The 22,626-nt window shown below is 64.0% G+C and carries 16 protein-coding genes; 13 read left to right on the forward strand and 3 right to left on the reverse strand.

Features of this window, described 5'->3' with window-relative positions; genetic code table 11:
• Positions 1-97 precede the first annotated feature (97 nt).
• The 3 genes from AC1VWL_RS05690 (at position 98) to AC1VWL_RS05700 (ending at position 5,554) form a co-directional block, all read left to right on the forward strand.
• Positions 98-3,268 (forward strand): efflux RND transporter permease subunit, encoded by a 3,171-nt coding sequence (locus AC1VWL_RS05690; RefSeq protein WP_296246339.1) that lies wholly within the window; start codon positions 98-100, stop codon positions 3,266-3,268.
• Between the two features lie 130 nt (positions 3,269-3,398).
• Positions 3,399-4,136, forward strand: coding sequence for an SDR family oxidoreductase (locus tag AC1VWL_RS05695; protein WP_482986065.1), 738 nt, complete (start codon positions 3,399-3,401; stop codon positions 4,134-4,136).
• Complete coding sequence (locus AC1VWL_RS05700) at positions 4,136-5,554, forward strand: efflux transporter outer membrane subunit (RefSeq protein ID WP_482986066.1); 1,419 nt, start codon at positions 4,136-4,138, stop codon at positions 5,552-5,554. The genes AC1VWL_RS05695 and AC1VWL_RS05700 overlap by 1 nt, the downstream gene beginning before the upstream one ends.
• Positions 5,555-5,630: 76 nt before the next feature.
• Here AC1VWL_RS05700 and AC1VWL_RS05705 read toward each other — a convergent pair whose 3' ends face one another.
• Entirely contained in the window at positions 5,631-7,127 is a 1,497-nt protein-coding gene (locus AC1VWL_RS05705; RefSeq protein ID WP_482986067.1) for an aminotransferase class III-fold pyridoxal phosphate-dependent enzyme, read from the reverse strand.
• A gap of 118 nt (positions 7,128-7,245) precedes the next feature.
• Between AC1VWL_RS05705 and AC1VWL_RS05710 the strand changes: the two genes are divergently transcribed.
• The 10 genes from AC1VWL_RS05710 to fabV all read left to right on the forward strand — a co-directional run bounded on the left by AC1VWL_RS05710 (position 7,246) and on the right by fabV (position 18,954).
• Complete coding sequence (locus AC1VWL_RS05710) at positions 7,246-7,677, forward strand: Lrp/AsnC family transcriptional regulator (protein WP_282271858.1); 432 nt, start codon at positions 7,246-7,248, stop codon at positions 7,675-7,677.
• A gap of 290 nt (positions 7,678-7,967) precedes the next feature.
• A complete protein-coding gene (gene queA, locus AC1VWL_RS05715; RefSeq protein WP_296246330.1) occupies positions 7,968-9,011 on the forward strand; it encodes a tRNA preQ1(34) S-adenosylmethionine ribosyltransferase-isomerase QueA in 1,044 nt (347 codons plus the stop codon).
• Between the two features lie 93 nt (positions 9,012-9,104).
• Positions 9,105-10,187 (forward strand): Fe(3+) ABC transporter substrate-binding protein, encoded by a 1,083-nt coding sequence (locus tag AC1VWL_RS05720; protein WP_481533396.1) that lies wholly within the window; start codon positions 9,105-9,107, stop codon positions 10,185-10,187.
• A gap of 72 nt (positions 10,188-10,259) precedes the next feature.
• Positions 10,260-11,912, forward strand: a complete 1,653-nt coding sequence (locus tag AC1VWL_RS05725; RefSeq protein WP_482986068.1) for an ABC transporter permease — start codon at positions 10,260-10,262, stop codon at positions 11,910-11,912.
• Positions 11,902-12,903, forward strand: coding sequence for an ABC transporter ATP-binding protein (locus AC1VWL_RS05730; protein ID WP_481533394.1), 1,002 nt, complete (start codon positions 11,902-11,904; stop codon positions 12,901-12,903). The genes AC1VWL_RS05725 and AC1VWL_RS05730 overlap by 11 nt, the downstream gene beginning before the upstream one ends.
• Before the next feature lie 74 nt (positions 12,904-12,977).
• The gene (gene tgt / locus AC1VWL_RS05735; RefSeq protein WP_282271735.1) at positions 12,978-14,117 is read left to right on the forward strand and encodes a tRNA guanosine(34) transglycosylase Tgt; all 1,140 of its coding nucleotides are present in this window, start codon (positions 12,978-12,980) and stop codon (positions 14,115-14,117) included.
• Between the two features lie 126 nt (positions 14,118-14,243).
• Entirely contained in the window at positions 14,244-14,573 is a 330-nt protein-coding gene (yajC, locus tag AC1VWL_RS05740; RefSeq protein ID WP_282271731.1) for a preprotein translocase subunit YajC, read from the forward strand.
• Between the two features lie 57 nt (positions 14,574-14,630).
• On the forward strand, positions 14,631-16,475 hold the full coding sequence (secD, locus tag AC1VWL_RS05745; protein WP_481533393.1) for a protein translocase subunit SecD: 1,845 nt from the start codon (positions 14,631-14,633) through the stop codon (positions 16,473-16,475).
• 61 nt (positions 16,476-16,536) lie between these two features.
• A complete protein-coding gene (gene secF, locus AC1VWL_RS05750; RefSeq protein ID WP_282271728.1) occupies positions 16,537-17,505 on the forward strand; it encodes a protein translocase subunit SecF in 969 nt (322 codons plus the stop codon).
• Between the two features lie 189 nt (positions 17,506-17,694).
• Positions 17,695-18,954, forward strand: a complete 1,260-nt coding sequence (gene fabV, locus AC1VWL_RS05755) for an enoyl-ACP reductase FabV (protein WP_303746690.1) — start codon at positions 17,695-17,697, stop codon at positions 18,952-18,954.
• 215 nt (positions 18,955-19,169) lie between these two features.
• Here the strand turns inward: fabV and AC1VWL_RS05760 are convergent, their stop codons facing one another.
• Positions 19,170-21,239 (reverse strand): GGDEF/EAL domain-containing response regulator, encoded by a 2,070-nt coding sequence (locus tag AC1VWL_RS05760; protein ID WP_482986069.1) that lies wholly within the window; start codon positions 21,237-21,239, stop codon positions 19,170-19,172.
• 194 nt (positions 21,240-21,433) lie between these two features.
• Entirely contained in the window at positions 21,434-22,624 is a 1,191-nt protein-coding gene (locus AC1VWL_RS05765; RefSeq protein ID WP_482986070.1) for a BaiN/RdsA family NAD(P)/FAD-dependent oxidoreductase, read from the reverse strand.
• Positions 22,625-22,626 lie beyond the last annotated feature (2 nt).

The following is a 22,626-nucleotide window of genomic DNA, read 5'->3' on the forward strand; positions in this document are numbered from 1 at the left end:
TACCTTTGCCGGCGTGGCTGTCGGCTGTGTTTGTCTGCTCCTGTCGGGAGCGGGCAGGGCAGCTGCAGCCTGACGCCAGCTTTTCCAAGGATTTCCCATGGATTTTTCCAGATTTTTCATCGACAGACCGATCTTCGCGGCGGTGTTGTCGATCGTGATCTTCGCCGCTGGCCTGGTCAGCATTCCGTTCCTGCCCATTGGTGAGTATCCGGAAGTGGTGCCGCCGTCGGTGGTGGTGCGCACTGTGTATCCGGGTGCCAATCCCAAGGTGATCGCCGAGACGGTGGCGACACCCCTGGAAGAGGCGATCAACGGCGTCGAGGGCATGATGTACCTCAAGTCGGTGGCCGGCTCCGACGGCGTGCTGCAGATGACCGTCACCTTCCGCCCGGGCACCGATCCGGATGAAGCGGCGGTGAAGGTGCAGAACCGCGTTGCGCAGGCGCAGGCGCGCTTGCCTGAAGACGTGCGGCGGCAGGGCGTGACGACCCAGAAGCAGTCGCCGACCTTCCTGATGGTCGTGCACCTCACTTCGCCCAAGGGCAGCTACGACACCTTGTACCTGCGCAATTACGCCCGCCTGCACGTCAAGGATGGACTGGCGCGTATTCCCGGCGTCGGCGATGCGCAGATCTTCGGTGGTGGTGACTACGCCATGCGTGCATGGCTGGACCCGGACAAGGTTGCCTCGCGCGGACTGACCGCCAGCGACGTGGTGAGCGCCATGCGCGAACAGAACGTGCAGGTTTCCGCTGGTCAGCTTGGCGCCGAGCCAATGCCCAACAGCCAGTTCCTGACCCTTATCAATGCCCAGGGCCGCCTGCGCAGCGAGCAGGAGTTCGGTGACATCGTGCTCAAGAGCGGCACCGACGGTGAGGTGGTGCGCCTGTCGGACGTGGCGCGTATCGAACTGGGCGCGGGTGACTACACCTTGCGTTCGCAGCTGGATGGCAAGAATGCGGTCGGCATCGGTATCTTCCAGGCGCCGGGTGCCAATGCACTGGAGATCCGCGATTCCGTGATCGGCACCATGGACGAGCTGCAGAAGAGCTTCCCGGCCGACGTGAAGTACGAGGCGGTGTACGACACCACCATCTTCGTGCGTGACTCGATCAAGGCGGTGGTGACCACGCTGTTGGAAGCCATCGCGCTGGTGGTGCTGGTGGTGATCCTGTTCCTGCAGACCTGGCGTGCCTCGATCATTCCGCTGATCGCAGTGCCGGTGTCGGTGGTCGGTACATTTGCTGCGTTGTACCTGCTGGGCTTCTCGATCAATACGCTGAGCCTGTTCGGCCTGGTGCTGGCGATCGGCATCGTGGTCGATGACGCGATCGTGGTGGTGGAAAACGTCGAGCGCAACATCGAGGAGGGCCTGTCGCCCACGGCTGCCGCGCACCAGGCGATGAAGGAAGTGTCCGGCCCGATCGTCGCGATCGCGCTGGTGTTGTGTGCGGTGTTCGTGCCGATGGCGTTCCTGTCCGGCGTCACCGGCCAGTTCTACAAGCAGTTCGCGGTGACGATTGCCATTTCCACGGTGATCTCGGCGATCAACTCGCTGACCCTGTCGCCGGCCCTGGCTGCGCGCCTGCTCAAGCCGCATGGTGCGGCCAAGGATGCGCCCAGCCGTCTGATCGACAAGCTGTTCGGCTGGGTGTTCCGTCCGTTCAATCGTTTCTTCAAGACCAGCTCGGAGAAGTACGAGCGCGGCGTGTCACGCATCCTCGGTCGTCGCGGCGCGGTGTTCGTGGTGTACGCGGTGCTGCTGGTGGGCACCGGCGTGATCTTCAAGCTGGTGCCGCCGGGCTTCATCCCGACCCAGGACAAGCTGTATCTGATCGCCGGCGTGAAACTGCCGGAAGGCTCGTCGATTGCACGTACCGATGAAATGCTGCGCAAGGTGGCCAAGATTGCCCAGGAAACCGATGGCGTTGCCCACACCATCTCGTTCCCCGGCTTGAATGCGCTGCAGTTCACCAATACGCCAAACACCGGCGTGGCCTTCATTCCGCTCAAGCCGTTCAACGAACGCAAGGGCCGTACTGCCGCGCAGATCAATGCCGAGATCAACCAGAAGATCGCCGGGCTGCAGGAAGGGTTCGCCTTCGCGATGATGCCGCCGCCGATCCTTGGTTTGGGTAACGGCAACGGTTACCAGATGTTCATCGAAGACCGTGGCAATCTCGGCTATGGCGCCTTGCAGAACGCGGTGCAGAGCATGCAGGGCGCGGTGGCACAGACGCCGGGCATGGCCTATCCGATCACCAGCTACCAGGCCAACGTGCCGCAGCTGGATGCAGAGGTCGACCGTGTGAAGGCGAAGGCACAAGGGGTGCAGTTGACCGAGTTGTTCGACACGCTGCAGACCTACCTGGGTTCGGCCTATGTCAATGACTTCAACCAGTTCGGCCGTACCTGGCAGGTGATCGCGCAGGCTGATGGTCAGTTCCGTGACAGCGTGGAAGATATTGGCAAGCTGCGTACCCGCAATGATCGCGGCGAGATGGTGCCGATCGGTTCGATGGTGACCGTCAAGGAAACCTATGGCCCGGATCCGGTGCTGCGCTTCAACGGTTATCCGGCGGCTGATCTGGCCGGTGAGGCAGATCCGCGCATGCTGTCCTCGGCCGAGGCGATGAACAAGCTCACCGAGATTGCCGGCCAGGTGCTGCCGGCCGGCATGGTCACCGAATGGACCGACCTGAGCTACCAGCAGGCGACCCAAGGCAAGGCTGCCTTCATCGTGTTCCCGGTGGCGATCCTGCTGGCCTTCCTGGTGTTGGCCGCGCTGTACGAGAGCTGGTCGCTGCCGCTGGCGGTGATCCTGATCGTCCCGATGACCTTGCTGTCGGCGTTGTTCGGCGTATGGCTGACCGGCGGTGATAACAACGTCTTCGTGCAGGTAGGCCTGGTTGTGTTGATGGGCCTGGCATGCAAGAACGCGATCCTGATCGTCGAGTTCGCCCGTGAGTTGGAGATGGGGGGCAAGGGCATCGTCGAGGCGGCGCTGGAAGCCTGCCGTCTGCGTCTGCGCCCGATCGTGATGACCTCGATCGCCTTCATCGCCGGCACGGTGCCGTTGGTGCTTTCGCATGGCGCCGGTGCCGAGGTGCGCTCGGTGACGGGTATCACCGTGTTTGCTGGCATGTTGGGTGTGACCTTGTTCGGCCTGTTCCTGACCCCGGTGTTCTACGTGGCGCTGCGCAAGTTCGTGTCACGTAACGGCGGCGGCAAGCTGGTACAGCACGGTGAGCCGACGCTCCACCATTGATGGCAGGTGTATACGCGTTGCGTGAGGCAGCAGAAGTCCTGCCTCACGCAGGTCCTTGTCACCTTCACTGGCAAGGATGGTTTGAAATGTTATCGGGCTTGTATCAATTCATTCCCCCAAGGAAAAGCAGATGAATACCCAGAACACCAACGTTGCCCTGGTTACCGGCGCCACCCGCGGCATCGGTCTTGAGACCGTACGCCAGCTCGCAGCCGCGGGCGTGCATACGCTGCTGGCCGGGCGCAACTACGATACTGCTGCCGCAAAGGCGCAGGAGCTGAAGGCGGAAGGCCTGCCGGTGGAAGCCATCCAGCTCGACGTCAATGACCCTGACAGCATCGCGGTAGCGGTTGAGCGCGTGACGCAGCAGCACGGCAAGCTCGATATCCTGGTCAACAACGCCGGCGTGCTGGTCGATGACCTGCAGGCCGGTGCCAGCGGCCAATCGCTGGAAACCTGGCGCAGCACCTTCAACACCAATCTGTTCGCCGTGGTTGAAGTGACCGTTGCCTTCCTGCCGCTGCTGCGCGCTGCACCGGCCGGACGCATCGTCAATGTGTCCAGCATCCTCGGCTCCTTGACCCTGCATGCGCAGCCGGGCTCTTCGATCTACGGTTTCATCGTGCCGGCCTACAACGCTTCCAAGAGCGCGCTGAACGCCTGGACCGTGCAGCTGGCGCACGAATTGCGCGAAGGCCCGATCAAGGTCAACGCGGTGCATCCGGGCTACGTCAAGACCGACATGAACGGTGGCGAAGGTGAGATTGATGTCGCCGAAGGCGCACGTTCCAGCGTCGGCATGGCCTTGATTGGCGCCGATGGCCCGACGGGCAGCTTCAGCTACCTCGGTGAGGTGCTGCCGTGGTGATGCGCGTATTGGTGACGGCAATGGCCAGCGCTTTGTTGGCCGGTTGCGTGACCGTTGGTCCGGACTACAAGGCAGCACCGGTAGAGCCGGTTAGCCTGCAGGGCGCGGCAGATGCTGCGTTCTCCAGCGCACCACCGGTGGCCAACTGGTGGGCGCAGTTTGATGATCCGGTGTTGGCACAGCTGGTGCAGGGCGCGCTGGGCGACAATCTGGATCTGCAGATCGCCATGGCCCGCGTGCGCGCTGCACGTGCAGCGTTCACCGAGCAGCGCTTGGATCAGCTCCCACACGTGACCGCTGCTGGCAGCCAGGATCGGCGCAAGCAGCCTGACGCATCGGTCGGCGGCGAGCGTGTCTTCAGCGAAACCTATCAACTTGGTTTCGACGCCGGCTGGGAGCTGGATCTGTTTGGCCGGCAACGACGTGCAGCCGAAGCGGCGCGCGCCGACCTCGGCGCCGAACGCGACAATCTGGCCGACGCGCAGGTAATGGTGGCGGCGGAGGTGGCACGCAATTACTTCGAGTTGCGCGGCTCACAGAAGCGGATTGCGGTTGCGCGCGACACCTTGGTCAATCTGCGCGAGACCCAGCGCCTGACCGAAACCCGGCTGGAACTGGGCGCAGGCAGCGAGCTGGACGTGCAGAGCAGTCGCGCCCGCTTGAAGGCGATCGAGGCGGATATTCCGTTGCTGGAAGTGTCCGAAGTGCAGTCGCGGCATCGTCTTGCCGTGCTGCTTGGGCAGCGTCCCGGTTCGCTGGACACACTGCTGCAGCCACGTGAAGTGCCTGCATTCGCCAAGGCCTTGCCACTGGGCGACACCAGCGACCTGCTGCGGCAGCGTGCCGATGTGCGCATGGCCGAGCGTCGCCTGGCTGCAGCCACGGCGCGTGTTGGCGTGGCGACAGCCGATCTGTTCCCGCGCATCAGCCTGAGTGGTTTCGTCGGCTTCCTTGGCGGCGATGCTTCCGGTCTGGTGAACGGCAACAACAAGGCGTGGTCGTTGACCCCGTCGATCAGCTGGGCGGCATTCGATTTCGGCACCGTGCGGGCACGCCTGCGTGCCAGCAAGGCGCAGGCCGATGGCGCGGCAGCCGAGTACGAGAAGGCGGTGCTGCTGGCATTGGAAGACACCGAGAACGCGCTGACCCGCTATGCCAAGCAGCAGGCACGCTTGGGCATCGTGGCTGAGCAGGCACAGGCCGCACGCAAGGCGGAATTGCTTGCGCAGCTGCGTTATCGCGAAGGCTCGGAAGACTTCCTGGCCTTGCTGGATGCGCAGCGCAATCAGTTGGCTGCCGACGATGCGTTGGCGGCAGCGGAAGCGTCGGTGAATGTCAGTGTCGTTGCTGTCTACAAGGCGCTGGGTGGCTGGGGTGGACAGCCGGGCCCTGCGCTGGCGGTGACCAGCGTGCGCTGACAGAGCGGGAGCTTCTGGATCTGCAAACAGAAACAGGCGGCCAATGGCCGCCTGTTTCGTTATGCATCACGGAAGATCAAGCAGCGTCAGCTTGCGCCCGGCGCGGGCCTTCAACCAGCGCGCGACCAACCATGTCCACCAGCACGTCGAGCTCCTCTTCATCCATGCCGAAGTGCGGGGTGAAACGCAGCGAGTTCTCGCCGCCGTGGATGACGTTGACGCCGTGCATGCGCAGCCACTCTTCGGTGGAGCCGGCGCCATAGCATTTGAACTGCGGGGCCAGCTCGCAGGAGAACAGCAGGCCGGTGCCCTGCACCTTGGTGATCAGGCCGCCGAGCTTGGTCTTGAGCGCTTCCAGCTTCTGCACGGCCTGTTCACCACGCAGGCGGATGTTCTGGCGAACTTCCGGCGACAGGCGGGCGAGGGTGGCGACAGCCACATCCAGCGCGCGCGGGTTGGTGGTCATGGTGTTGCCGTACACGCCCTTGCGGTAGAGCTTGGCGGCATGCTCGGTGACGGCCAGCACCGACAGCGGGAACTGCGCGCCGTTCAAGGCCTTGGAATAGGTTTCCATGTCCGGCGGATCCAGCGTCTCGTAGCCCGGGTAGTCGACGAAGGACAGGGTGCCGTGCGCACGCAGTGCGGCCTGGATGGAGTCGATCAGCAGCAGGCTGCCGTGCTCGCGGGTGAGTTCGCGGACCAGCTTGTAGAAGCTGGCCGGCACCGCGCGGCCCGGGTCGCCTTCGCCCATCACCGGTTCCAGGAATACCGCCTCGATGAACCAGTTGTTGGCCTTGGCATCGGCGAACACCTTGCGCATCGCCGCTTCGTCGTAGGGCGGTACGGTGATGACGCTGTTCTCGCCGCGGTAGCTGGCCAGGTGCTGGTCATAGGCCTTGCGGCTGGAGTCGGAGTACAGCGCCGGGCGGTCGGTGCGGCCGTGGAAGCTGCCCTTGATCACCACTCGCTTGATGGTGGCGCCGGCATGCGGTGCACCCGGATCGGTCTGCAGCTTGGCGTTGATGTCGGCAATTCGAGCGGCCAGGCCAACGGCCTCGGAGCCGGAGTTCAAGCACATGAAGTGCGAGAACGGACAGCTGCCGCGGCTGTGGCCGATCTCTTTCTGCATGGCCTGCACGAAGCGGCGCTGGGCCAGGCTCGGGGTCATGATGTTGGCCATCACCTGCGGCTTGGCTGCAGCGGCCATCACGTCGGCCGGGGTGTGGCCGAAGCCGAGCATGCCGTAGCCGCCAGCGTCATACAGCACGGCGCCCTTGAGCGAGACCACCCACGGGCCGCAGGCGGCCAGGGCGATGTACGGGACGACGGCGTCGTCGGCGTAGAAATTGACGAAGCCGGCCTGCATGGCGGCGATCTGGTCGTGCTCGTCCAGATCCAGCAGGTCGGCAGCTTCGTCCTTGATGCGGGCGTATTCGCTGGCGGCAGCGGCGATGGCGCCTGCCAGGTCCGGGTGAGCGACGGCCAGGCGTTCAACGCTGGCGTCGTCCAGGCCTTGGGTCAGGCGGCTGCCGGCGTGCGCGCGAAGCGGGGCGAGGGGGCCGAGTACGGTCATGCTCATCTCCAGAAGTTTCTTGTATATACCCATTATGTGGAGATTCTGGACATATGGCAGCTATGATCTCGACGGATTTTCGGGTAATTTCGTCGAATCGACGAAGCTGGTTTGCAATGTGAATATTTCTCCTGCCGACGAACGCCTGTTGTCCGTGTTGCGCGAGGACGCGCGCGCCTCCACCGCGCAGATCGCCCGCCGGCTCGGCCTGTCACGGACCACGGTGCAGAGCCGCATCGACCGGCTTGAGCAGTTGGGGGTGATTGCCGGCTACACAGTGCGCACCCATGAGGACTACGAGCAGGGCCAGGTGCGTGCGCACGTGCTGATCACCGTGCTGCCGAAGAAGATGCCGGCCGTGGTCAAGGCGCTGCGTGACATCACCGAGGTGCGGTCGCTGCATTCGGTAAGCGGCAACCACGACCTGATCGCGATGGTGGTGGTGGGGGGAGTCAGCGAGATGGACGTGGTGACCGACGCCATCGGTGCGGTGGATGGGGTGGAACGGACCAACAGCGCGATCATTCTTTCTACCAAGTTTGAGCGGTGAGGTAGCTGGCAGCGTTGCTTCGGCGCTGCCTTGCCCATGCTCTACAGCCGTCATTCCCGCGAAGGCGGGAATCGCTCTTGCTTTGGCTGTTCGCTGTTGATTTGGTCTGGCCAGTGCGAATTCAGGAGCAAGCCAGTGCCAGAGCCAGAGCCAGAGCGATTCCCGCCTTCGCGGGAATGACGGCATGAAGCGAAGCCAAGGCCAAGGCCCGAACCCAGGCCCAAGCCCAGAAACCAGCTCTTCCTCCCCCGGGAGCTACAATAGTCGGCTCCCCGCACGAAGTTCCGGCCTTGAAGAAGTCCGATTTCACCTATGACCTGCCTGAGGAATTGATCGCCCAGGCTCCCTTGGCCGAACGTTCGGCCAGTCGCCTGCTGCTGGTTCCGCCGGCGCCGGCGCCGTTCGACGACCGTCAGGTGCGTGATCTGGCCGGATTGCTGCAGCCTGGTGACCTGCTGGTGTTCAACGACACCCGCGTCATCCCGGCGCGCCTGTTCGGGCAGAAAGCCAGTGGCGGCCGCGTCGAGATCCTGATCGAGCGTCTGCTCGGTGGCCAGCAGGCGCGCGCGCAGATAGGTGCCAGCAAATCGCCCAAGCCCGGCAGTCGCATTCAGCTTGATGCCGGCGGCGAAGCCGAGGTGCTTGGCCGCGACGGCGAGTTCTATGTGCTGCGCTTTGATATCCCCGAATCGCTGGAATCCTGGCTGGTGCACGAAGGTCGCCTGCCGCTGCCGCCCTACATCCACCGGGAGCCCGGTGTGGACGACCGCGAGCGCTACCAGACGGTGTTCGCCAAGCAGGTCGGTGCCGTGGCTGCGCCGACCGCCGGTCTGCACTTCGACGAAGCGCTGCTGGCGCAGCTGCGCGAGCGTGGCGTGCAGTTCGGGCACATCACCCTGCATGTTGGTGCCGGCACCTTCCAGCCGGTGCGCGTGGATGATCTGTCGCAGCACGTGATGCACCGCGAATGGCTCAATGTCGGCGCCGAGCTGGTCGAGCAGGTGCGGCGCACCCGTGCTGCCGGTGGCCGGGTGATCGGTGTCGGTACCACCGTGGTGCGAGCGCTGGAGAGTGCGATGCGCGAAGGCGAACTGCATCCCTACGCCGGAGAGACCCAGATCTTCATCACCCCGGGTTATCGCATCCGCAGCGTCGATGCGATGGTCACCAATTTCCACCTGCCGGAAAGCACCCTGCTGATGATGATCAGCGCGTTCGCGGGCAAGGAGCGTGTTTTCCAGGCCTATGCGCACGCTATCGCGCAGAAGTACCGCTTCTTCAGCTATGGCGATGCGATGCTGTTGTTCCCGGCTGCGGAAGGTGCGGCTGTTTGACGTAGTGCACGGATGGATCAGATGAGATAAGTTCTCATTTGATCCGTGTCCGGCCATCGTGGCCGGGACCGACGACCACTTCCGGAGTAAATCATGCGTCATCCGAAGCGTGCCGCCGGCCATCTGGCTGCCTTGTGTTCCCTTGTCCTGCTTGGCGCCTGCGCCAAGAGCGGTGACGCCCCCGCACCTGCTGCCGCATCGCAAGCAGGCACCACTGCGGGTGAGGTCAACCTCTACACCACGCGCGAACCCGCCCTGGTGCAGCCGTTGTTGGACGCCTTCACCGCGGACACCGGCATCAAGGTCAATACGGTGCTGCTCAAGGACGGCTTGACCGAGCGTCTGGCTGCCGAAGGCGAGCGTTCGCCGGCCGACGTGCTGATGACGGTGGACACCGGTCGCCTGCTCGACGTGGTTGAAGCCGGGCACACCCAGGCGGTGAAGTCGCCGGTGCTGGAAGCGGCCATCCCTGCGCACTTGCGCTCGCCCGAAGGGCAGTGGTTCGCGCTGTCGCTGCGCGACCGCGTGGTCTATGCCGACAAGGATCTCGACCTGACCGGCTTCACTTATGAAGATCTGGCCGATCCCAAGTGGAAGGGCCGGGTATGCATCCGTTCCGGCCAGCATCCTTACAACACCAGTCTGTTCGCGGCGATGATCGCGCATGATGGCGCGGAGAAGACCGAAGTCTGGCTGCGCGGGGTCAAGGCCAACCTCGCTCGCAAGGCTGCCGGTGGTGATCGCGATGTTGCACGCGACATTCTTGCCGGCATCTGCGATATCGGTGTGGCCAACGCGTATTACGTGGGCCGCATGAAGAACGCCGAGGAAGGCTCCGAGCAGCGCAGCTGGGGTGATGCCATCCAGGTAGTGCGGCCGGTGTTTGCCAGTGCTGCCGATACCGGCACCCACGTCAATATCTCCGGCGCCGCCGTCGCCCGTCATGCGCCCAACCATGACAATGCGGTGAAGTTGCTGGAATACCTGGTCAGCGACAGCTCGCAGAGCCTGTACGCGCGCGCCAACTACGAATACCCGGTGAAGCCGGGTGTTGCGCTTGACCCGGTCGTAGCCAGCTTCGGCCCGATGAAGGTGGACCCGCTGCCCTTGGCCGAAGTGGTTGCCAACCGCAAGCTGGCCAGTGAGCTGGTGGACAAGGTCGGTTTCGATAACTGAACCTTGCGGCTTCCTACGGGCCGGCGCCGTGCTTGCGGTGCCGGGCCGTTGTTTCGCGATGGATAGTGCTTGATGACGTGGCGATGGAATCCCTGGCTGCTGGGCGCGGTATCGGTAGCGGTGCTGATGTTGGCGCCGGTGCTGGGCTTGGCGTGGGCGGCGAGCGATGGCAGCGCCGGGCTGTGGGCGCATCTATCGGCCAATGTGCTGCCGACCGCGCTGTTCAATACCGGGCTGTTGTTGCTGGGCGTCGGCGTATTGGTCGTAGTGCTGGGTACGGGCAGTGCGTGGTTGGTGACGGCGTTTGCGTTCCCGGGGCGCAAACTGTTGAGCTGGGCATTGCTGCTGCCCTTGGCGGTGCCAACGTATATCGCCGCCTTCGCCTATCTGGACGTGCTGCATCCGCTTGGCCCGGTGCAAGGGCTGATCCGTGACCTGCTGGGCTATGACAGTCCCCGCCAGTTCCGCCTGCCGGATATCCGCCATCTGCTTGGCTGCATCGTGCTGCTGGGCTTCGTGCTCTATCCCTATGTGTACCTGACGACCCGCGCCTTGTTCATGACCCAGGCGGCGGGCTTGCTTGAAGCGGCGCGCAGCCTAGGGGCGACGCCGCTGCAGGTGTTCTGGCGGGTGGCGCTGCCGTTGGCGCGACCTGCAATCGCAGTAGGCGTGGCACTGGCCTTGCTGGAAGCCCTCAACGATATCGGGGCCTCCGAATTCCTCGGCGTGCAGACCCTCACTGTTTCGATCTACACCACCTGGGTAAGTCGCGGCGATCTGGCGGGCGCCGCCCAGATCGCGCTGGCGATGCTCGCGGTGGTGGCCGTGTTGCTGGCGCTGGAGCGCTATGGTCGGCGCCGGCAGCGCTATGCCAGCGTGCTGCGGCCGCGTCCGTTGCAGCCGCAGCAGCTGCGTGGTGCCGGGGCTTTGCTCGCGTTGTTTCTGGGGCTGTTGCCGGTGTTGCTGGGCTTTGTGGTGCCGGCGGCTTACCTGCTCTGGGAGGCGGTTGAGCGCCTGCAGGTTGCTGGTTTCTCGCCGCAGTTGCTGGTTGCGCTGTGGAACACCTTGCGGGTTGCCTTGTTGGCAACGGTTGTGGCGATGGCGCTGGGGTTGTTGGTTGCGTGGGCATTACGGCTGGCGCAGGCGCGGCGGCGTAACGCCCTGGCAATAGTCAGCAGTCGCACTGCCACGCTGGGCTATGCGATCCCCGGCACGGTGCTGGCGATTGGCTTGTTGTTGCCGCTGGGCGGGGTGGATGCCGTGGCCAGCCGACTGCTGGTGCTGCTTGGCGGTCAGCCGCAGATGCTGTTGATGGGTTCGGTGACCGTGTTGGTGCTGGCGTATACGCTGCGCTTTCTTGCGGTATCGGTGGGCGGGATCGAGGCGGGCTTGGTGCGCATTCCGCTGTCGCTGGATCAGGCTGCAGCGAGTCTGGGCGAGGGTGCAGCGGGGATATTGCGACGGGTGCATCTGCCGCTGCTGCGCCCGGCCCTGGCCGCTGCCGCGCTGTTGGTGTTCGTCGATACGATGAAAGAGTTGTCGGCCACCCTGGTGTTGCGGCCCATGAACTTCGAAACGCTTGCCACCTGGTTGTATGCCGAGGCTGCGCGCGGGACGTATGAAGAAGGCGCGGTGGCGGCCTTGTTGATTGTCGTCAGTGGCCTGCTGCCGGTGATCCTGCTGGCACGCGCAGGTGCGGCTTATGGAGTTGAAGATGCACGTTGACGCACAGCTGGTATTGGAAGACCTGCATATTGGCTATCCCGTCGCGGGCGGTTTCAAACCGGTGGTGGAGGGCTTGTCGTTGCAGCTCGGTCGTGGCGAGATTGGATGCCTGCTGGGTGCGTCCGGCTGCGGCAAGACCACGGTGCTGCGCAGCATTGCCGGCTTTGAGCCGCTGCAGCAGGGCGGCATCGTGCTCGCCGGGCGGCAGCTGGCTGCGCCGCAGCGGGCGCTGCCGCCCGAGCAGCGCAGGGTTGGGATGATGTTCCAGGATTACGCGCTGTTTCCGCACCTGGACGTGGCGGCGAACATCGGCTTTGGCCTGCGTGGCCTGCAACGTGCCAAGCGGAAGGCCCGGGTCCAGGCTTTGTTGCAGTACGTGGGCTTGCCAGGCCTGGAGCTGCGCTACCCGCATGAATTGTCTGGTGGCCAACAGCAGCGCGTAGCGTTGGCGCGCGCGCTGGCGCCGGCACCGGACCTGTTGCTGCTGGATGAGCCGTTCTCGAACCTGGACGTGGATACCCGTCAGCGGCTGGCTGGCGAACTGCGTGACCTGCTCAAGGCGGCCGGCACCACGGTGCTGATGGTGACCCATGACCAGAGTGAGGCCTTTGCCATGGCTGATCGCATCGGCGTCATGCATGAAGGGCGCTTGCTGCAGTGGAGCAGCGCCCAAGCGCTGTATCAGGCGCCGCAGGATCCGTTCGTCGCCGGTTTCATCGGTCGCGGAGCGCTGATCCAGGCGGCGCGGCTCGGCATGGTTGGGGGAGGGCGAGTGCTGGTGCGCCCACACAGCCTGTTGCTGGACCCGGCCGCGGCACTGCGTGCGCGGGTCGAGGGCGTGGTATTTCGCGGGCCGGGCAGCAGCGGTTGGGTGCGCTTGGCGGGCGGTGAGCGGCTGGAGCTGGACTTCGGCCCTGGCCAGCTGCCGGATATTGGTGCCGAGGTTGGCCTGGCCTGGCACGATCCAGCGCCGGTTCGCTTCCCCGACTGACTATTCCGGGCCCAAAGTTCGCCCTGCAGGCCCATATCCGCGACAATTGGCGCAACTGACGCCTCAATGCTTCCATGTCCAGATTGCAGTTCAAGCTCCAGAACACCGATGGCCGCGCCCGCCGTGGCCAGCTGTCCTTCCCGCGCGGCACCGTGCAGACCCCGGCGTTCATGCCGGTCGGCACTTATGGCTCGGTCAAGGGCGTGCTGCCAGAGCAGGTGCGCGCGCTCGGGGCCGAGATCATCCTCGGCAATACCTTCCATCTGTACCTGCGCCCGGGCCTGGATGTCATTGCCGACCACGGCGGCCTGCATGGCTTCTGCCAGTGGAATGGTCCAATCCTGACCGATTCGGGTGGTTTTCAGGTGTTTTCGCTGGCGCATCGCCGCAAGATCACCGAAGAAGGCGTCACCTTCGCCTCGCCGACCGACGGTGCCCGGGTCTTCCTGGGCCCGGAAGAGAGCATGAAGATCCAGAAGGTGCTGGATTCGGACATCGTCATGATCTTCGACGAATGCACCCCGTACCCGGCCACCGAGCCGGTGGCGCGCAAGTCGATGGAGCTCAGCCTGCGCTGGGCACAGCGCAGCCGCAACGCACATGACGCCATGGGCAACGATGCGGCGCTGTTCGGCATCGTCCAGGGCGGCGTGCACACTGAGCTGCGCAGCCGTTCGGCCGAAGGCCTGCAGCAGATCGGCTTTGATGGCTATGCTATCGGCGGCCTGGCGGTGGGCGAGCCCGAGCACGAGCGCAACGCCATGCTCGATCACATGCACCCGATCCTGCCCGCCGACCGTCCGCGTTACCTGATGGGTGTGGGCCGGCCGGAGGACCTGGTCGAAGGCGTGGCCCGCGGCGTGGACATGTTCGACTGCGTCATGCCGACCCGTAATGCCCGTAATGGCCACTATTTCACCTCGTTCGGCACCGTTCGCATCCGCAATGCCAAGTACGAGCGGGACATGAACCCGATCGAGCCAGGCTGCGGTTGCCACGCCTGTACTGGCGGCTATACCCGCTCCTACCTGCGTCACCTGGACCGCTGCAACGAGATGCTGGCGCCGATGCTGGGCACCCTGCACAACCTGTTCTATTACGAAAAACTGATGGCCGACATGCGTGCGGCCATCGAGGCGGGAACCTTCCTGGCCTTCCGCGAGTCCTTCTATGCAGCCCGGGGCCTGAGTGTCCCGGCGTTGTCGGGGGAGTAGCGGTCTTCACACGGTCCGGGACGTGCTCCCGGACGCGTGGCATACTTCACGGCTGACCCCGTTTCGCGGTAACTGATGCAGGCCATCCGGCCTGCATGGGTGCCGCCCAACATCAAGGATTACAAAATGACTCTCATGGCTATCCTGCTCCCCGTCGCCCAGGCCGCTCCAGCCGCTCCGGGCATGGGCACCTTCCTGCTGCCCATCGCGCTGATCGCAGTGATGTACTTCCTGATGATCCGCCCGCAGATGAAGCGCCAGAAGGAACACAAGGCAATGCTGGAGAAGATCGCCAAGGGTGACGAAGTGCTGACCTCCGGCGGCATTGCTGGCGTCGTCACCGACATCGGCGACAACTTCATCACCGTGGAAGTGGCCGACAACGTCCGCATCCGCGTGCAGAAGGGCTCGGTCGGCAACGTCCTGCCCAAGGGCACGCTGAAGAACGCCGCCTGAGACTGATCCCTTTCCGTCACGTCGTGACGCCGCACCGGCGTCGCGCAGGATCCTGCAATGCTTGAATTTCCGCGCTGGAAGTACTTCCTGATTCTGATCGTTCTGGCGGTCAGCGCGCTGTACGCGCTGCCCAACATCTACCAGAAGGATCCGTCCGTTCAGATCACCGCCAACCGTGGTGGGCAGATTGATGATGCGCTGCAAGAGCGCGTCAACAAGGCGCTGGGCGAGGCCGGTGTCACCGCCAAGTCGGTGGAGAAGGAGGGCGAGAACAACCTGATCGTCCGCCTTGCTTCGCTGGACGCCCAGTCGCGCGCCAATGAGGTGCTGCGCGAGACGGCCGGCGAAAACTACACCGTCGCCCTGAACCTGGCCTCGACCGTGCCGGACTGGCTGGCCAATCTGGGCGGCAAGCCAATGGTGCTGGGTCTGGATCTGGTCGGTGGCGTGCACTTCGCATTGCAGGTGGACCAGAAGGCCGCGGTGGACAAGCGTTTCGAAGCCTTCACCGAAGACGTGCGTACCACCCTGCGTGACAACCGCGTGTCCTACCGTTCGGTAGAGCGTCGCGGCGAAAGCGATATCGCCATCGCCCTGACCAACGCTGCCGATGCCGACAAGGCACGTGCGGCACTGGCCAAGGCACAGCCGACCTTCAGCTACTCGGTCAGTGGTGATCGCATCACCGCCACCGTGCCGCAGGCGGAAATGCTGCAGATCGCCTCCGGCGCCATCGAGCAGAACCTGACCACCCTGCGTAACCGCGTCAACGAACTGGGCGTGGCCGAGCCGATCATCCAGCGCCAGGGCGAAGACCGCATCGTGGTCGAGCTGCCGGGCGTGCAGGACACTGCCGAAGCCAAGCGCATGATCGGTGCCACCGCGACGCTGGAATACCGCGCCGTGGTCGATGGCAACGCGCAGGATGCAGTGGATACCGGCCGCATCCCGCCGGAAGCCAAGCTCTACCGCGACCGCCGTGGCATGCCGGTGCTGTTGAACAAGCGCACCATCGTCACCGGCGACCAGATGGTCAAGGCGGCGACCTCCACTGACCAGAACGGCCTGCCGTCGGTCAGCGTGACGCTGAACAGCGTCGGTGGCCAGCGCATGTTTGATTTCACCAGCGCCAATGTCGGCAAGCCGATGGCCGTGGTCTACACCGAGCGGATTCCGCAGGTGACGATGGTCAACGGTGTGGAGCAGCGCAGCTTCCGGGTCAAGGAAGAAGTGATCTCCATCGCCAACATCAATGGCGTGTTCGGCAAGGAATTCCAGACCACCGGCCTGGAGAAGACCGAGGCCGACGGCCTGGCCAAGCTGCTGCGTGCCGGCTCGCTGGCTGCGCCGATGGACTTCGTCGAGGAATACGTGATCGGCCCGAGCCTGGGTAAGGAGAACGTGGACCGCGGCGTCAAGGCAGTGGTGTTCTCGTTCATCTTCACCCTGGTGTTCTTCGCCATCTACTACCGCATGTTCGGCGTGATCACCTCGGTGGCGCTGCTGTTCAACCTGCTGATCGTGGTGGCGGTTATGTCGATGTTCGGCGCGACCATGACCTTGCCGGGCTTCGCCGGTCTGGCCTTGTCGGTCGGCTTGTCGGTCGACGCCAACGTGCTGATCAACGAACGTATCCGTGAAGAGTTGCGCCTGGGCATGCCGGCGAAGAAGGCGATTGCGGAGGGTTACGAGCGCGCCTCGGGCACCATCCTCGACGCCAACCTCACTGGCCTGATTGTCGGTGTGGCGCTGTACGCGTTCGGTACCGGCCCGCTGAAGGGCTTCGCGCTGACCATGATCATCGGTATTTTTGCCTCGATGTTCACTGCGATCACCGTGTCGCGTGCTCTGGCGACGCTGATCTACGCCAAGCGCAAGAAGCTGAACTCCGTGGCCATCTGACGCGAACCTCTTCGCAGAAACCCGCACCTGACCGGTGCGGGTTTTCCAAGGAACTCCTTGCATGAAACTGTTTCCACTTCACATCGTTCCGAACGACACCAACATCGACTTCATGAGTCACCGCAAGCCGGTGCTCGCGATCATGGTGGTGTTGCTGCTGGCCTCGTTCGCCATCATCGGCTTCAAGGGCTTCAACTACGCGCTGGAGTTCACCGGCGGCACGGTTGTGCGCACGCATTTTGAGAAGAGCATCAACGCCGACACGGTGCGCGAGCGTCTGGAGAAGGCTGGCTTCGAGAACGCCCAGGTGCAGAGCGTCGGTGGCGGCAATGACCTGATGATCCGCCTGCCGCCGGATGGCGAGCACAACAATGCCGCCGATGCCGCGCAGACGGTTGCCGAGAATGTCCGCGTTGCGGTGACTGCGGCGGACAATGTCGCTACCGTGCAGCCGGGCGAGTTCGTCGGCCCGCAGGTCGGCAAGGACCTGGCGATGAACGGCATCTACGCCACGCTGTTCATGGTCATCGGCTTCCTGATCTACATCGCTGCCCGCTTCGAATGGAAGTTCGCCATCGTCGCCAGCATCACCGCGTTCTTCGACCTGATCCTGACGGTCGCCTACATGTCGCTGCTCGGCCGCGAGTTCGACCTGACCGTGTTGGCCGGTATGTTGTCGGTGATGGGTTTTGCCATCAACGACATCATCGTGGTGTTCGACCGTGTGCGCGAAAACTTCCGCAGCCTGCGCGTGGAGCCGCTGGAAGTGCTGAACCGCTCGATCAACCAGACGCTGTCGCGTACGGTGATCACCGCGGTGCTGTTCTTCCTGTCCGCACTTGCGCTGTACATGTTCGGTGGCGAGTCGATGGAAGGCCTGGCCGAAACCCACATGGTGGGTGCCGTGATCGTGGTCATCTCCTCGATCATCGTGGCCGTGCCGCTGCTGAGCATTGGTCCGTTCAAGGTCACCAAGCAGGATCTGCTGCCCAAGGCCAAGGACGAGGAAGAGCTGGCTCGTCGTCCCTGACGGACCCGCACTGCCTTGCTGAAAAGCCGCGCCCCGCGCGGCTTTTCTTTTGCCTGCAATCCGCGCGGGGGCAGGGCGGTCCATGCGGTGGCGTCGGTTGTTTTCGATGCGGCAGCGCACTACGATCCTCCCGGTTCAGCGCGCAAACTGCTTGTGCTGCTGTCTTCTGTTTAGCCAACCGAGGTTTTCATGGTCATCAAACCGCGTGTGCGCGGCTTCATCTGCGTCACCACCCATCCGACTGGTTGCGATGCGGCGGTCAAGGAACAGATCGATTACATCAAGGCCCAGCCCAAGCTGGCCAATGGCCCGAAGAAGGTGCTGGTGCTCGGTGCCTCCACCGGTTACGGTCTGGCCGCCCGCATCAAGGCTGCGTTTGGCAGCGATGCCGCCACCCTTGGCGTGTTCTTCGAGCGCCCGGGCAGCGAGACCAAGCCGGGTACGGCGGGTTGGTACAACTCCGCCGCATTCGAGAAGTACGCACACCAGGCGGGCCTGTATGCGCGCAGCGTCAATGGCGATGCGTTCTCCGACGAGGTGAAGCAGAAAGTCATCGAGATCATCAAGGCTGACCTTGGCCAGGTCGATCAGGTGGTTTACAGCCTCGCCGCGCCGCGTCGCAAGCACCCCAAGACCGGCGAGATCATCAGCTCCACGCTGAAGCCGATCGGCGCGCCGATCACCTTGCGTGGCCTGGATACCGACAAGGAAGTGCTGACCGAAACCACGCTGCAGCCGGCAACGGCCGAGGAAATCGCCGGCACCGTGCAGGTCATGGGTGGCGAAGACTGGCAGATGTGGATCGACGCGCTGCTTGAGGCTGGCGTGCTGGCACCGGGTGCTACCACCACCGCGTTCACCTATGTCGGCGAAGAGATCACCCAGGCCATTTACTGGAATGGTTCGATCGGTGCTGCCAAGAAGGATCTGGATGCCAAGGTGCTGGCCATCCGTGACAAGTTGCAGGGGTTGGGCGGCGATGCGCGCGTGTCGGTGCTGAAGGCTGTTGTGACCCAGGCCAGCTCGGCGATCCCGACCATGCCGCTGTATCTGTCGCTGCTGTTCAAGGTGATGAAAGAGCAGGGCACGCACGAAGGCTGCATCGAGCAGCTCGATACCCTGTACGACATTCTGTACAACGGCCCGCAGGGCGGCGCCAACGCGGCTGACCACATCCGCCAGCAGTTGCAGGACGCGCAGGGCCGTGAGATCGCGCTGGTCGACGGCGAAGGCCGTCTGCGAGCGGACTACAAGGAAATGGCGCCGGAAGTGCAGGGCAAGGTACTGGAGCTGTGGCCGCAGGTGACCAACGAGAACCTGTACGAGATCAGCGACCTGGCCGGCTACAAGGCCGACTTCCTGCGCCTGTTCGGGTTCGGCATCGACGGCGTGGATTACGAAGCCGACGTGAATCCGGATGTGGCGATTCCGGGGATTGTTGAGGTCTGAGTTCTTTTGGCTTCTTGGTAATGAGAAGGCCGCGCTTTGCGCGGCCTTTTTTTGTTTGAAGCTAAGAGCTTGCCCTCACCCCAACCCCTCTCCCGCTTGCGGGAGAGGGGCTAGCAATGTTTAAGCTCGTAGTGGACTGAGCCCCTCTCCCGCCTGCGGGAGAGGGGTTGGGGTGAGGGCAGCTCTTGGCGCAAACAAGCAGCCCACAGAAACCATCAACCAAACTCAAAATCCATTTCAGCCGTCGGCGGCCCGACAAAATCGCCTTCCACGTAATCCACGCCAGCGCTGAACAACAGGCTCATCGTCGACGCATCGGCAACAAACTCGGCGATGGTCAGAATGCCCGCAGACTGCGCCTTGGTGGTGATTTCCTGGGTCTTCTCCAGCTGTTCCTTGGCCAACGCCGGATCAGCGGTGAAAGCACTGTCCAGTTTGAGGAAGCCTGGCTGGAAGTGCGCCAGCAGCTGGAATGAATCCAGTCCCGAGCCAAACTGCTCGAGGCCAACCTTGCAGCCCAACGCAGTGACATCGCCCAGGAACTGCTGCGCATTGCGCAGGTTGGTGAATACCTTGGCCTCGGGAATCTGCAGCCACAGCTGCGCGCCTTCCACGCCTTCGGCCTGCAGGCCATTGCGGATCACCGTCAGCAGCTCCGGGTCGGAGAACGACTCCGGGGTGATGCGTACCATCAGGTGCGTGCGGTGACCGGCACGGCGCCGCTCGCCCAGCGCGCGGATGGCGTTGGCCACCACCCAGCGGTTGATCGGGGCCAACAACCCGTGTTCCTGCGCGATCGGCAGGAAGCTGGGCGGCCCCACCATCTCGCCATTGTTTTCCATCTGCAGCGAGGTGTCGTAGAGCTGGATCGGCTCGCCCATCAGGTTCAGCACGGGGCGGAAACGCAGATGGAAGCCATCACCAGCGACTGCCTGGCGGATACGCTGTACCCAGCTCTGGATGCGCTCTTCCTCGACGCGGTCGGCCGCGCCCGGATCGAATACCTTGAAGGTATTGCCACCCAGTTCAGTGGCGGCGCGTGCGCAGTCATTGGCGCGGTTCAGGACCTGGCCAACGCTGGCGATCTTCTCGCCCACCTGCACGCCGCCGATGCTGACGGTGACGGTGGCCGAGCGCTCGCCGATGCTGAACACCGAGGAGGCAAAGGCGCCGCGTACCCGCTCAGCCATCTGCGAGGTATGTGTGTAATCGCCCTCGGTAAGCAGGGCAAAGCTATGCTCGCCAAAGCGCGCCAGCTGCGCGTCCTCGCCAACAGCCTGGGCCAGCTTCTGGCCGAGGGCTGCAATCAATGCGTCTGCCGAATCCAGTCCGATATCGGGCAGCAGGCGTGCATAGTGATCCGGTTCTACCAGCAGGAAGCCATACTGGCCATCGCTGCGCCCAACCTGGGCGACGGCCTTCTCCAGCTGGACCATGAAAGTCGGGCGGTTGAGCAGGCCGGTGACCTGGTCGCGCTGGCGCAGCGCTTCGACTTCGCGTGCCAGTTCCGGATCAAACTCCTCGCGGCGACGGAACACGATCTGGAAACAGCTCTCGTCTTCATAGGTGGCAGCGGTGAATTCCATCGTCGCCGGGAAGGTGTCGCCGTCCTGGTTACGTGCGTGCACTTCGTATTGCGGTGGCGGCGCTTCGCCCTTGCTCAGCGATTTGAGCAGCTGCTTGAAGTTCTCCACGTGCTGCGGCGCCACCATGTCCAACAGCGAGATGCCTTCCACATCCTCGAACGACTCGAATCCGAACATGTCCAGATAGGCTTCGTTGGCGCGGATGTGCATGCCTTCGTGGATGTAAGCGATGGGATCGCGCGAGGACGAGATCAGTGCGTCGCAGCGGCGCTCGGTCTCGCGCATCTGCGCCTCGATCCGGCGCAGGCCGCGGCGCGCCTGCAGGTCGGTCCATTCGGTCTGCACCACCGACAACAGGTGGTCTGGCTGCTGGCGCAGCGCGATGGCGCGGATGCCGTTGGCGGCCGAGTCCAGCAGCATCTGTGCATCGATGCTGTCGGTCAGCAGGATCATCGGGATGTCCTTGCCGCTGGCCGCGACCTGCTGGGTCAGCAGCAACTGCGGGATAGCGTAAGAGTTGGCCGCCAGCACCAGGTCGATGGGTTGGCTCAGTGCCTGGCTCAGCTCCTCGGCACTCTGCGGCCGCGACGGGCGCACTGCGATGCCGCTGTTGCGCAAGGTGCTGACGATGGCCTCGGCGCTCTCGGCACTGTCGTCAACGATCAGCAAGCGCAAGGTGATGTCTTTGGCGTTCTGCATTCAGGACTCCCGGGGGACGGGGTTTAATACACGATGCACGTCGCCGGCGTCTATGCGCAGATCGCTTGCCTGTGACGTACTCCCGTGAGTGTAGTCCCAAGGCCGCCTCCAGGGGTCGTCGCCAGCGGACGCAACACCTCCCCGCAGCTGCTGTGTGCAGCGGTGTGGCCGGCTTGCCGATCTGCCGAATCCGCTTACACCGCCATCCCGGCGGCACGTCCGGAGGCCCAGGCCCATTGGAAGTTGTAGCCGCCCAGCCAGCCGGTCACGTCCAGTACCTCGCCGACAAAGTGCAGGCCGGGTACCAGCTGCGATTCCATCGTCGAGGAAGACACCTTGCGCGTGTCCACGCCGCCCAGGGTGACTTCGGCGGTGCGGTAGCCCTCGGTGCCGCTGGCGACTAGCGGGAAATCGGACAGCAGGCTGGCGGCGGCCTTGAGCTCGGGCTCGTCCATCTGCCGCATCGGCTTGTCCTTCAGCCATTGCTCGCACAGGCGCAGGGCCAGCCTCCGCGGCATCACTTCGGACAGCACGGTGCGCAATTCGGAGGCGCCGCGCTCGCGCTTCATCTGCCGCAGCCATTCGGCTGCATCGTGATCGGGCAGCAGGTCCAGCCGCAGGTCATTACCCGGTTGCCAGTACGAGGAGATCTGCAGGATCGCCGGGCCGCTGACGCCGCGATGGGTGATCAGCATCGAGTTACGGAAGCTCTTACCGTTGCAGCGCGCCTCCACCGGCAACGCAACGCCGCTGAGCTCGGCGAAGCGTTCCTGGTGGGTGCCGCTCAGGGTCAGCGGCACCAGCCCGGCACGCGTCGGCAGCAGCTCATGGCCGAAGTTGCGGGCCACCTCGTAGCCGAAGCCGCTGGCGCCCATGCTTGGGATCGAAAGTCCGCCGGTGGCAATCACCACCGAGGTGCTGTGGAATTGCCCCTGCGCGGTTCGCACATGGAAGCCATCGGCACCGCGCTCGATCTGCTGCACGCCGCAATCGGTGCGGATCTGCACGCCGGCGTCGGAGCACTCGTCCAGCAGCATCTTCACGATCTGCTTGGAGGAAATGTCGCAGAACAGCTGGCCCAGCTCCTTCTCGTGATAGGCGATGCCGTGGCGTTCGACCATCTCGATGAAATCGGCCGGCGTATAACGCGCCAGCGCTGATTTGCAGAAGTGCGGGTTGTTCGAGATGAAGTTCGCTGCGGTGGTGCCGGTATTGGTGAAGTTGCAGCGGCCGCCGCCGGACATCAGGATCTTCTTGCCAACCTTGTTGGCATGATCGATCACCTGCACGATGCGGCCGCGCTGGCCGGCGGTGAGCGCGCACATCAGCCCCGCGGCGCCAGCGCCGATCACCAGTACGTCGCAGCGGATTACCTTGTCAGCCACTA

It is taken from the genome of Stenotrophomonas sp. STEN063 (genome assembly GCF_056854515.1).